Source organism: Shewanella sairae (assembly GCF_023283535.1).
GTDB classification, from domain to species: domain Bacteria; phylum Pseudomonadota; class Gammaproteobacteria; order Enterobacterales; family Shewanellaceae; genus Shewanella; species Shewanella sairae.
Genome location: NZ_JAKILT010000014.1, coordinates 75,382 through 87,389, shown reverse-complemented (window position 1 = coordinate 87,389; position 12,008 = coordinate 75,382). Strand labels below are relative to the sequence as shown.

The 12,008-nt window shown below is 44.5% G+C and carries 10 protein-coding genes; 8 read left to right on the top strand and 2 right to left on the bottom strand.

Going from position 1 to position 12,008, the window contains the following annotated elements; genetic code table 11:
* Positions 1-158 precede the first annotated feature (158 nt).
* Positions 159-614, top strand: coding sequence for an azurin (azu, locus tag L2748_RS08220; protein WP_246616080.1), 456 nt, complete (start codon positions 159-161; stop codon positions 612-614).
* Between the two features lie 173 nt (positions 615-787).
* Here azu and L2748_RS08215 read toward each other — a convergent pair whose 3' ends face one another.
* On the bottom strand, positions 788-2,122 hold the full coding sequence (locus L2748_RS08215) for a metal-dependent hydrolase family protein (RefSeq protein WP_220779133.1): 1,335 nt from the start codon (positions 2,120-2,122) through the stop codon (positions 788-790).
* A gap of 339 nt (positions 2,123-2,461) precedes the next feature.
* On the opposite strand from L2748_RS08215, the gene L2748_RS08210 reads away from it, so the two are divergent.
* The 5 genes from L2748_RS08210 (at position 2,462) to L2748_RS08190 (ending at position 7,978) form a co-directional block, all read left to right on the top strand.
* Positions 2,462-4,219 carry a pepsin-like aspartyl protease gene (locus L2748_RS08210; RefSeq protein WP_220779135.1) on the top strand — a complete coding sequence of 586 codons (1,758 nt, stop codon included), beginning with the start codon at positions 2,462-2,464 and terminating at the stop codon, positions 4,217-4,219.
* Between the two features lie 13 nt (positions 4,220-4,232).
* Positions 4,233-4,796 carry a GNAT family N-acetyltransferase gene (locus L2748_RS08205; RefSeq protein WP_220779136.1) on the top strand — a complete coding sequence of 188 codons (564 nt, stop codon included), beginning with the start codon at positions 4,233-4,235 and terminating at the stop codon, positions 4,794-4,796.
* 104 nt (positions 4,797-4,900) lie between these two features.
* A complete protein-coding gene (locus L2748_RS08200) occupies positions 4,901-5,725 on the top strand; it encodes an SAM-dependent methyltransferase (RefSeq protein WP_220779137.1) in 825 nt (274 codons plus the stop codon).
* Between the two features lie 160 nt (positions 5,726-5,885).
* The gene (locus L2748_RS08195; RefSeq protein ID WP_220779138.1) at positions 5,886-6,173 is read left to right on the top strand and encodes a hypothetical protein; all 288 of its coding nucleotides are present in this window, start codon (positions 5,886-5,888) and stop codon (positions 6,171-6,173) included.
* A gap of 176 nt (positions 6,174-6,349) precedes the next feature.
* Positions 6,350-7,978, top strand: a complete 1,629-nt coding sequence (locus L2748_RS08190) for a tetratricopeptide repeat-containing diguanylate cyclase (RefSeq protein ID WP_220779142.1) — start codon at positions 6,350-6,352, stop codon at positions 7,976-7,978.
* A gap of 82 nt (positions 7,979-8,060) precedes the next feature.
* Here the strand turns inward: L2748_RS08190 and L2748_RS08185 are convergent, their stop codons facing one another.
* Entirely contained in the window at positions 8,061-8,585 is a 525-nt protein-coding gene (locus L2748_RS08185) for an NADPH-dependent FMN reductase (RefSeq protein WP_220779144.1), read from the bottom strand.
* Positions 8,586-8,779: 194 nt separating this feature from the next.
* On the opposite strand from L2748_RS08185, the gene L2748_RS08180 reads away from it, so the two are divergent.
* Together L2748_RS08180 and L2748_RS08175 are read left to right on the top strand one after the other, a co-directional pair.
* A complete protein-coding gene (locus L2748_RS08180) occupies positions 8,780-9,694 on the top strand; it encodes a LysR family transcriptional regulator (protein WP_220779146.1) in 915 nt (304 codons plus the stop codon).
* 134 nt (positions 9,695-9,828) lie between these two features.
* On the top strand, positions 9,829-12,006 hold the full coding sequence (locus tag L2748_RS08175) for a cation:dicarboxylate symporter family transporter (protein WP_246616081.1): 2,178 nt from the start codon (positions 9,829-9,831) through the stop codon (positions 12,004-12,006).
* The last annotated feature ends 2 nt before the right edge of the window (positions 12,007-12,008 follow it).

The following is a 12,008-nucleotide window of genomic DNA, read 5'->3' as shown; positions in this document are numbered from 1 at the left end:
TAGCTGCTAAGCCCACTTTTAATCAATACGCTGGCAGCCCCCCACACTATTTCGCTTTAACCTTATCTTTAGAAATAATTTACAATTGATTATCATTCTCATTGAGAGCGTTTTACCTTAGGATGCTTACGTCATTCACTATAATGAGAATTTATACTATGCGTACCCTAATCAAATTTGTTACCGCAACAGTCATGCTAACTGTTTCAGCTTTTGCTAGCGCCAACACTTGCCAACTCGATATTGATGCCACTGACGCTATGCAGTTTAGTCAGAAAGAACTGACACTACCTGCAGGTTGCACCGAAGTGACGCTTAATTTACACCACACTGGTACGCTGCCCAAAAGCGCAATGGGTCATAATTGGGTGCTAACAGAAACTGCCAATATGTCAGCGGTCGCCAATGAAGGCATGGCTGCTGGCGCGGCAAACAGCTACGTAAAAGCCGATGACCCACGCGTGCTGGCTCATACAGACATAATTGGTGGCGGCGAAAGTACTAGCATCACCTTTAGCACTGCCGATCTTGACCCAGCCAAGCAGTACAGCTTCTTCTGCTCGTTCCCAGGTCACTGGGCCATTATGCAAGGCAAGTTTATTATTGGTGCATAGCACCGTTTAGAGTAAGGTTAGTTTAAAACCAAAAAAGCTTTACAGTTCAATACTGTAAAGCTTTTTTATTTAGGCAATAATAAGTACTAAAACATCAGTGCTTAAATATAAGCATTAAATATCAGTACTAAACCTGCCTACTAATCATCAATACTAGGCCTTAACATTCACAACTAAAGTGCTTGTTTGTAAACTTTGCCGCCCTTCATAACAAAGCCCACATCCAGTAATGCGCTAATGTCGTTAAGCGGACTGATACTGGTCGCTATAATATCAGCCTGTTTACCGACCTCTAGCGTGCCTAGGCTGTCTGACATATCAATTAAGTCGGCACCATTTACCGTTGCCGACACTAATATATCGCTATTACTCATGCCAGCTTGATGCATTAGCACCGCTTCTTTAGCGTTATCACCGTGATGAGACACGCCACTGTCAGTACCATAAGCAATATTGACCCCAGCTTGATATGCACGCGTAAAGTTTTGCAGCATATCGCCGCCAACTCGAACCGCTTTGGATTTAATGGCTTCAGACATAAAATCTGAACTGCTTGCTAGCTGCACCACTGTGTCGCCAGCAAGCAAAGTTGGGACTAAATAGGCACCGTTTTTCTTAAATAGGGCAATGCTCTCTTCATTGGCATAGCTGCCATGTTCAATACTATCAACCCCAGCCCGCAGCGCGGCGTTAACCCCTTCAGCAGCATGGGCGTGACTAGCCACTTTTCGTCCAAGCGCATGGGCAGCATCAATCACCTCTTTAAGCTCATCATTGGCCATTTGCTGACCCGTGCCAGTATTGGTGTCAGACAGCACCCCACCAGTCGAGGTTATCTTGATCACGTCGGCACCAAACTTAATCGCTCGTCGTGTCGCACGGCGACAATCATACGGACCATCACAGATGGTTTTAGAGGTATACATATCCAATAAATCTGGGCTTTTACCGTCAACATCACCATGACCACCAGTCACCGATACCCCGCCCGATGCAATCACTCTTGGCCCGTCAATCCAACCTTTGCTAATACCATCCCTAAGCGCATAAATTTGTTCAGGCTTTGCGCCGAGATCGCGCACAGTGGTAAAGCCTGCCAAAAGTGTTTTCTTGGCAAAATAAGCACTTTGCATTGCCACATCGGCATCAGACATACGTAATGCTTCGCTGTCATTATTAGGGCCTAACTCGCCTTGCAGATGCACGTGCATGTCCATAAGACCCGGCAGCACAAAGTTATTCTTCAAGTCGATATACTCAACCTTGTCACTTACTGAGTTCGACTGAATAAACCCAGATTTTACCGCTGTTATTTTGCCATCTTCAATAATCAGCGACTGACGCTTAAGTGGCTTTTCACCCGGTATGACTAACAGCTCCCCCGCATGGATCACCGTAATATCTGCCGCAAGCGCACTAAAAGAGGTTAGCGACAAAGCCGCAAAAGCAAGCAAGCGGTTAAACTTAAACGGCGCAGAAATGGGGGCTGTATAGCTGAATCTTGGCATGATGTATCCTATTGTTATTATAGTCATTGGCTAAGTGGCGATAAACGCCATCAGTTGTCATAACACCGCCTTCTACGGTGGTAACTCGTTTAACAAACGACTATTAACCTGCCAAAACCAGCCAAATTATTCAAGACGTTACACGAATACTTACACTTAGCCGAACAGAGCTAAAACACAGCTACCAAGCTAGCCAAATGTGCTTATTGACTGATCGGCTTAGTCAATTAGATTCCCCCCATGGATTAACTATAGATGTCATTTTTGCTATAACTGGGCGTCGGTTAATTCGTCAGCCTCTCAATGATGGAATATGTATCAAACAATAAGGATATTTGGATGTCAGCCAGCCCTAAGTTAGGTTCAGTATCGCCGCGAACATTAAAAGTGCCGATAACTAACGTGTATGCCATGGGTGGCTATTGTGCACAGTTAAGATTTGGCGCTAATAAAACCCCAGCCAATCTGATTATTGATACTGGCAGTAGCACCTTAGTAGTGAGCGACAGTGATTATGACGACGAGCAAGACACTAGCTTAGTGGCCACCAGCTTTGCTCAAGAAGTATTATACGGTGCGGGCGGTTGGGACGGCCCAGTAGTGCATACCCGAGTCGGACTCAGAGAAGAAGATATCGATTTCAACCTAAGCGACGGTTATCAGTTAGAGCCAAATCCTGATGCCCACGCGCCCATAGTGCTTAACGATTGTCCGGTGGCGATAGTGTCGTCGATTAAACAAGAGGGCACATTTTTACACGCCGACGGCATACTCGGTCTTGCTTACCATCAGCTAAACAAAAGCTACAATCTCAAAGACTATTTCGACAAATACCAAATCAGTCCAGCGCTCACCTACCCTTGGCCGTTTGACACAGAAATGAGTATTTGCAGTAATGATTATCACGCCCACTTAAGTGCAAACCAAGTAGAAAATAGAGTCGAAAACAAGGCGGTTCACTCTGAGCAAGATTGCGATAATCGCTTTACCAGCGATGATTTACGCCAGTTTAAAGCCTTTTTAAAACAGCAGCCCACGCAAGATATTATTCCCTACTTTACTGAGCTCACTCAGCATGGCTTAACCGCCAATAAGTTTGCTTTTTATAGCCGCCGCTCAAGTGTTCACTTTACTGCAGATATTAACGCTGCCACCTTTAGTGCAAAAAAGAGCGCTGATAAAGCTGAAAAAACTGAAAAAACAGATAAGGCAACACAACAAGCACACTTCGCACAATTAAACCAAGACCCGCTCAATCAGGGTTGGTTAATTATTGGTGGCGGCGAAGAACATACCGAGCTTTATCAAGGCGAGTTCACCACTATCTCTGTGGTAGAAGACAAGTATTACAACGTTAACCTCATCTCTATCCAAGTCGGCGACCAAACCGAAATCGACAGCCTACTCACCGAGGAAATAGAGAACAGCCTTGAGCCTGCAAACAGCCTTGAGCCAGATAACAGCCTTGAGCACAATAAAGGTTCTGAGCCAATAAAAAACCAAGCAAGCCATGACCACGCCCTACTCTCAGCCATCGGCATGAACAAACAGCTGCGTGGTCGCAGTAACGCCATTATCGACACTGGTGTATCAGGCATAGTGTTTACCAAGCATTTATACAACGCCATGGTGGAACACTTCAGCGCGCTAAACCCCAAATTTGCGGCACTGATAAAGCCCTTTAGCGATATCGCCATGCAGTACCAAGGTATAGACATGAGCCAGTTAAACCTTGATGAATGGCCAACGCTCACCCTGCATTTTGTCGGCGAGCGTAATCACCATAGCCAACACACTCATAGCAGCAGTGGCAATACTAGTAAAAATACCAATGAAAATAGCTGTGACCATAGCAGTAAAAATAGCAGTGACAACAAGCAAAACAGCCCAGAAAAAGTCAGCCTTCACATAAAGCCCGAGCACTACTGGCAAACCAACACCCCAGCCAAGGGCAAGGCCTGTTTTAAGATATTGTCACAGCTTGCTGGGTGGCCCAATCAGTCGCTGCTTGGTTTACCGCTAATGAATGATCACTACGTGATTTTCGACCGCTCCGCCCATCAAACCGGCGTTATCCACTTCGCTAAACAGCGTTAATTAGAGAGACACCATGGCTAACTCAGCACACCAATTTGAAACCGAACGACTATCCATGCGCTTGCTCGATGAACGAGATAAAGACTTATATGCTCAGATTTATACCGATGAAAAAATAATGAGAAAAATTTCAGCGCCACTATCAGTTGAAAAAGCGCAAAAAAGCTTTGCTATCGCATTAAAAAAAAATGCCCAACCACAATCCCCTTTTTTAACTTGGGTCATCACCAATAAAACAACTAATGAAACTATTGGTATACAAGGTTTAACTCAACATAAAGAACAGCCTGCATTTGCAGATGTAGGCATCATGCTACTTCGTAACGCCCAAGGAAAACTGTTGCCGGAAGAGTCTATAAGTGGATTATTTTATTACGCATTCTCAAAACTAAATTATCTGCGTATATACGCTCATTATTCAAAAACTAACTATGCAACCCACAGGGTGACCCAGAAAATGGGCTTCACTCCAACCTCCTCTAGCACAGCAGAAAGTAACGCCTGTTTTTTAGATAGCAAATGGTTAGAAAAACAAGAACACACCCAACCACTTTACAATTCCAATACAAGTTCATAACTGATATCTTATTTCAGCATAAACAATGCATCTTCTGTAGATGGATGAACTGTAGGATCAGAGATACTCCTCTAACAACATAATAAAAATAATAAAGGGTAACCATGTCAGGTAGTTTAGCGTGTGTTGGGATTGGAATGACTTTAGGGGCACATATTTGCCCATTAGCAAAAAGCTATATAGAACAGGCCGATGTAGTGTTTTCTGGCATGTCTAACGGCATCGTTGAGCTCTGGCTACAAGAGATGCACCCCGATGTACGCTCGCTACAAGGCTTTTATCAGCCCGGAAAATCTCGCCATATTACCTACCGCGAAATGGTCGATGCCATTATGACCGAAGTGCGCGCCGGTAAAAAAGTCGTCGGTGCATTTTATGGTCACCCAGGGGTATTCGCCCACGCGCCACATAAATCAATCGAAATAGCCAAGGCTGAGGGTTTTCAGGCTGTCATGGTACCGGGCATATCGGCAGAAGATTGCCTGATTGCCGATTTAGGCATAGATCCTGGGCAATATGGTTGCCAACAGTTTGAAGCCAGTCAGTTTATGTTCTACCAGCGCCGCTTTGACCCCTCATGTTACCTAGTGCTGTGGCAAATCGGCCTAGCTGGTGATAAGAGCCTGACCAAGTTTGCTACGGGTGCGGCGCACCGCCAAGTACTGATTGAACTGCTGAGTAAAGACTACCCACTTGAGCATCAAGTGATTTTATATGAAGCCGCCGTACTGCCTATAGACACAGTACGTAAGCAAACCCTTACCCTAGCAGAACTGGCCGATGCAGATATTTACATGCACACCACTCTGGTAATTCCGCCCAGCCAAAAGATGCAACCTAACCAAGCGGTATTAGACCGCCTAGCGCAAATAGAAGCCCAGCTGCTAGCTGAGCAAAGTGGCTCACTTGCTGAAGCAAATAGTGAATAACGTAAATGCAGAAAGTGGATGAATAAAGTAAATCAACAAGTAGATAAAGAAACGGATAAGCAAAAGCTAAAAGGTCGGTCTCCGTAAGCAGGCAAGTCCTTCCTAAGAAAGAAAAAATAGAAAATAGAAAACCATAAACGACAATCAACAAGGAAATAGTATGTCAAACATCATTCAACTACTGGAACGTATGGGCCAAGATGCAAGTCTGCAAACAGCAGAGCAGTATAATTCAGCTATTAACGCTGCAGAATTATCTTCTGAACTAAAGCAATCTCTCCTAACAAAAAATATCCCTTCTTTAGAAAAACAATTAGATATTTGCCCTGATATTTATTGTGTCTTTCTTCCTGCTGAAGATGAAGATTCAACAGAAGAAAGCGATGAGCAAAACGATTCAGAACCAACATCACCTGAAATCACCTCAACCCTATATAAATGCGCGTAATTATAAAGCACCTAGGGTTAGTAAGAACACTAACCCTTATTATACTCCTAGTTACATTTTCCGCCTCTGCGCAAGATGCCACTGATAGGTTATTGGTTACCGCCGATAAACTCCGAAGTAGTGATCCGACAGAATTTAATACAGCCTTAAAGGAACTAAGCGTACATACATCAAGTATGAATACAGACCAATTGTATTACTTCAAATACTTGAGGGCTTACAAACTGTCCTTTCAAGGTGAATTTACTAAAGCAGTAGAACTTTACAAAGAAATTACCAACTCACAAGCCGAATCGACATTACGATTTAGAGCCAATTTATCAATCGTAAACTCTTATGCAATATCAAAAAACTGGGCAGATGGGTTAACCCACCTCGCTATAAACTTAGATATTCTCCCGCAAATTACTGAACCTGAATTTCAAGAATTAGGCCTGCTTATCGCAGCCATGTTCTACAACCAACTTGGTCAATATGAGCTAGGGCTAAAATACGCTAATCGCTTAGGCTCACAACTATCACAAGGGCGCAATTATTGCCTAGCTAAACAACTCGCCTTAGAATCCCAATTTAAACTGGGCCAGCTCAATGAAGACTCACCGCAAATAGCCCAAGGCTTGCAAGCCTGCCAGCAGAGCAACGAAGTGGTGATGGAAAGCGCCATCTATAGTTATTTAGCTGAACTATATTTAGATAACAACCAACCACTACAAGCAATCGCCACGCTAGAAAAGCAGCTAGTTGCCATCGAACAGACAAAATACGCGCCCATTCTTGCTCAATACTATGCTCTATTAGCAGACTCATATTTTCAAACCCAGTCATACTCTTTAGCGAGCGACTTTGCGTCTAAAGCAACTAGTCAGACTCAAAATATTGCTAACTCAAAACCAGAAGTCACCGCTTATAACATTCTATTTCAAATCGCTAAATCTCGTGGTGAGCACCAGCAAGCCTTGGCATACCACCAAGAGTATGCTGCGGCCGACAAAGCCTATTTAGATGAAGTCAAAACCAAACATCTCGCATTTCAGCTAGCGCAGCATCAGGCGACGGAGCAAAAAAACCAGATAAAGCTACTGGATGACCAAAACCGTTTACTGCGCTTGGAGCAAAAACTGAGCCGCAGTGAAACCGAAAATAACCGCTTGTTTATTTCACTGCTGACGGTGTCGATACTGCTATTGGCTGGCATGGTGTATAAATCACGTACCACTCAAAAGCGTTTAAAATTGCTGGCGGAGTATGATGCGCTGACTAAGGTACATAACCGCGGCCACTTTACCCAACAGGCATTAAATGCCATTGACTACTGCAGCAAGAATCAACAAGCCGCCAGTTGCATTTTGTTTGATTTAGATAAGTTTAAAAGCATTAATGACACCTACGGTCACGCGACTGGTGATTGGGTATTAAAACAAGTCGCTCAAGTCTGCCAAGCCCACAGCCGCAAAAGCGACCTGTTTGCCCGCCTTGGCGGCGAAGAGTTTTGTATTTTCTTACCCAGTTGTGACGTTAATACCGCCGCGCAATTGGCAGAAGAGTACCGTAAGTTAATTGCCGCTATCGACAGTAACGGTTCGGGCTTTGAGTTTGCGATTAGCGCCAGCTTTGGAGTAACAGACTTTAGCTTGTCGGGAACAAACCTAGATAAAATGATAGCCGACAGTGACCATGCTATGTATGTATCGAAAAAAACCGGCCGTAATCGAGTGACCATATTCTCAGATGGTATTGCTGAATTTAAACGCAATAAACAGGCTAACAGTGCCATGGGCAGCCAAACCACTGAGACAAGAGTATAACGCTTACCCTAAGACGGAAACTGCTGATAAAACAATAAGCCTGACATGATGTCAGGCTTATTTTTTGCTTAACGCTTTAGCGCTATTTCAAATTGCTTAGTGCTTCAAGCAGTGCTGATTGTAACTCTGGGTTACGTAGCGCCTGTGCTTCCATATCAAAGTTATCGAAAAAGCTTGGAATAGACAGGGTCGCTTTAACATCGGCCGCAAAATATGGCGCTGAACCTGAGGCTGCGGCCAATACTGTTGCCGCGCCGCCGGGCCCTGGTGAAGTGGCTAGCAATACCATAGGCTTGTTTTGGAACACTTTCATGTCGATACGTGATGTCCAGTCAAACAAGTTCTTGTAAGCCGCCGTGTATGAGCCGTTATGTTCGGCAAACGAGATAATAATGGCGTCTGCTTCACCCAACTTGGCAAAAAACTTTTGTGCTTGCTCAGGCTGGCCTAACTCTTCTTCGCGGTCTTGGCTAAAGAGTGGCATTTCGTAATCGTTGATATCGAGGATTTCAACGTCTGCTCCGGCAACTTGTGACGCAGCATAAGCGGCAAGTTGCTTGTTAATTGATTTAGTACTGCTGCTGGCTGCAAAGGCTAATAGTTTCATAATGGTCTCTCTATACTGTTATTACAGGTAAAGCCTGCAAAGATATTAGGTTCAATTGCCGTACTCTGCTGCAAGCTAAAGATTAACTTTTGAGCGACAACTCGATGTAGAGCAGTGTATATTGGTGACGAATAAAGATTAATAACCTAAAAAGATAATAACTATTTCCATACGACTGTTAATAGGCGGCATTGGTGACAATAAATAAACTGTTTGATGGCATAGTGATTTTTGCACAGGTGGTGAAAAGTGGCGGTTTTTCTGCCGCGGCAGAGGCTCTTAGTCACTCCACTTCTTATGTGAGCAAAGAGGTCAATAAACTGGAGACTCGCCTTGGCGTGCGTTTACTTAACCGCACTACCCGCTCGATAGGCTTAACCCCTGAGGGCGAGGCCTATTATCAACAGTGCTTGCAACTTATTAGCGACGCTGAACTGGCGGTAGGCTTAATTACCCAAGACAATGTTAGCCCTAAGGGGGTGTTAAAGCTCAGTTGTCCGGTGGGCTTTGCCCAAAACCACCTGCAAGATATTATCTCTGAATACATTAAGCGTTATCCCAATGTTAGCTTAGAGCTTGAACTTAGCGATCAACGCACCGATGTGATTGCCGATGGTTACGACTTAGCAATACGCGCCTCAGCCCACCTTGAAGAGTCGAGCCTTATTTGCCGTAAAATATATAGCAGCAAGGCTTATACGGTCGCTTCGAAAGAGTATATTTCGCGCCACGGTAAGCCACATCATCCTAGAGAGTTAGCCACTCACAACGGCATTTGCTATTCCAACTTAAAACAGCCTAGCCGCTGGGACTATGTTGATACTGACGGCAAGCCGTTTTTTGTTGATATACGCCAAAAAATACTCTGCAATAACGGCCATATGCAACTGGCTATGGTGTTAGCCGGCCACGGCATTGCCCGCCTACCCAGCTTTTACATGCAGGAGGCTCTTAACGATAATCGCTTGGAAATACTGTTTGAGAGCTGCCCCAATACCGAAATCGACGTTTACGTGGTTTACCCAAGCCGTAAGCACTTGTCGCCTAAAGTCAGAGCCTTTATTGATTTAGCCGCTGAACGACTAGGAGAAATACAAGCTGTTAAATAATATGCAGTATTTTTAACGATATCACTTTAAAGTTAATGGTTAGCAAACCTATAATAAATGCGAGTCATGTTTATTTTTGTGTTACTCCCTGCTAGCTACGAGCCTGCGCATTTAGACAAAAACAATAATTTAGGATGGAACCTGTGCTAAAAAAAGTCCTCGCGATGACCAGCTCAACCCAGATGTTAGTTGCCATGTTTGTTGGTTTTGGCGTTGGCTTGTTTTTTGGTGAATCTGTTGGCTGGATGGGCACCATTGGCACCAGCGTTATTTTGCTGATGCAGATGACGGTTCTGCCCTATATTGTGGTATCGCTGGTTGGCGGTATTGGTAAGCTGCATAAAAGCACCGCCAAACTGATATTTAGCCGCGCGGGACTGATAATGTTGCTGCTGTGGCTACTCGCTATGGTGATGGTTGCCCTGATGCCGTTGTCATTCCCTATCGTTGAATCTGCCTCTTTCTTTAGTACCAGCAGCATTGAGCCTATCACCCCGATTGATTACTTTAAGCTGTATATTCCCTCTAACCCGTTTGAGTCGATGGCTGACGGTTATGTGCCTGCTATGGTGGTGTTTAGCATCGCTATGGGTCTTGCGCTTATTGGTATGCAGGGCGAGCATAAACAGCAAATACTGACCTTTATGCATACCAGTTCGGAGATCTTCTCCCGCATTACTCTAGGCCTAGTTAAAATTCTACCGATTGGTATTTTCGCCATGTCAGCTTCTGCGGCTGGCACCATGGGCGTTGATGAATTTGCCAGTATGCAAGTGTATCTAATTAGCTATTTTGTACTGTGCTTGCTACTGACTTTTTGGGTACTGCCTTGGATTGTTGCATCACTCACCCCAATTACCTTTGCACAAGCACTGCGCATTTCTAAATCTAGCTTAGTAACCGCCTTTGCCACGGGTAATATTTTTATTGTTATTCCGGTGATTGTTGAAGAGTGTAAGCAGGTGATGCGCGAGCACGATGACCTTTGTGAAGACGGCGCCACCTTAATTGAAATTCTGGTTCCCATTGCGTTTACCTTCCCAAATATTGGCAAGTTAACGGTGATTTTATTTGTGTATTTTGCTGGCTGGTTTAACGGCACGCCGGTGGATATTAGCAGTATTCCGTCACTATCAATTAGTGGCTTATTGGCATTATTCGGCAGTGTCTATGTGGCGATTCCATTTATGTTGGACTTGGTAAAACTGCCCGCGGATCTATTCCAGCTATTTGTAATGTCGGGCTTTATTACCGGTAAATTCACCTCTATTGCGGCGGTAATGAACCTGTTTGTACTCACCCTACTTACTGCCTCTTTATTTCAAAAGTCGCTTAAACTGCGCCCACCACAGCTGCTGAAAATGAGTATTGGCATTGGCGCTAGCGTAATTGCCACTATTTTGGTTTGCCGCATTGCTATGGGCATGTTTATCCATAGCCCAGAGATCACCAGTGGCGTGATCGCCAATATGCAAGTGGCTGACAAAGTGCCCACTAAAGTAAACAAGCAGTTTCCTGTTGTGGGTAAAACGCCAAGTACGCCAATACGCAGCGTGCAGGCGATCCGCGATGCAGGCACATTAAGAGTGGGTTACATACCGAGTAATGTGCCGTTTAGTTACTATAACAATGCTGGTCAATTAGTTGGCTTTGATACCGCGATGGCGAATAAACTGGCTGAGGACTTAAAGGTCAAAATTGAGTTTATTCCCTTTAAGAAAGATAAATTAGCCGCATCGCTCAAAGCAGGATTCTTTGATATTGCCATGTCTGGCTTGGCGATGGACATAGAGCAAATGGACGCCCTCAGTTATGCCAACCCAGTGCTTGAGCTTAATATTGCCATTGCCACTCGCGATCACTTGGTTAACGAGTTTAAAACTAATGACAGCATAAAAGAGATGCAGGGCATGACCATTGCCTATGTTGAACATGGTGATGCCATTGAAGAAGCGAAGAAAATGGCGCCCAATATCAAGTTTGTAAAAATTGAAGGCTATAAAGACTTTTTCAGACAGAAAAAGCATAAGTACGATGCGGTGGTGATTAGCGCGCAAGCGGGCTCGGCTTGGACCTTGTTCTTCCCGGGTTACGGTATTGCGCTACTCGAGAACAAATCACATTACCCAGTGGCTTACGCGGTGGCGCAATCGAACCAGTCGCTACTTAACTACATCAATAACTGGCAACGCCTGCGCAAAGTCGATGGCACCCAAGAGCAAATTTACGATTATTGGATGCTAGGTAAAGGCGCTGAAAAAGTGGAGCCGCGCTGGTCGATTATCCGCAATGTGCTGCACTGGGTTGATTAAGC

What these genes read in the sequence shown, in the direction of transcription:
- azu (WP_246616080.1), top strand. Translation starts at nt 159, where the DNA reads ATGCGTACCCTAATCAAATTTGTTACCGCAACAGTCATGCTAACTGTT.
- L2748_RS08215 (WP_220779133.1), bottom strand. Translation starts at nt 2,122, where the DNA reads ATGCCAAGATTCAGCTATACAGCCCCCATTTCTGCGCCGTTTAAGTTT.
- L2748_RS08210 (WP_220779135.1), top strand. Translation starts at nt 2,462, where the DNA reads ATGTCAGCCAGCCCTAAGTTAGGTTCAGTATCGCCGCGAACATTAAAA.
- L2748_RS08205 (WP_220779136.1), top strand. Translation starts at nt 4,233, where the DNA reads ATGGCTAACTCAGCACACCAATTTGAAACCGAACGACTATCCATGCGC.
- L2748_RS08200 (WP_220779137.1), top strand. Translation starts at nt 4,901, where the DNA reads ATGTCAGGTAGTTTAGCGTGTGTTGGGATTGGAATGACTTTAGGGGCA.
- L2748_RS08195 (WP_220779138.1), top strand. Translation starts at nt 5,886, where the DNA reads ATGTCAAACATCATTCAACTACTGGAACGTATGGGCCAAGATGCAAGT.
- L2748_RS08190 (WP_220779142.1), top strand. Translation starts at nt 6,350, where the DNA reads ATGAATACAGACCAATTGTATTACTTCAAATACTTGAGGGCTTACAAA.
- L2748_RS08185 (WP_220779144.1), bottom strand. Translation starts at nt 8,585, where the DNA reads ATGAAACTATTAGCCTTTGCAGCCAGCAGCAGTACTAAATCAATTAAC.
- L2748_RS08175 (WP_246616081.1), top strand. Translation starts at nt 9,829, where the DNA reads ATGGAACCTGTGCTAAAAAAAGTCCTCGCGATGACCAGCTCAACCCAG.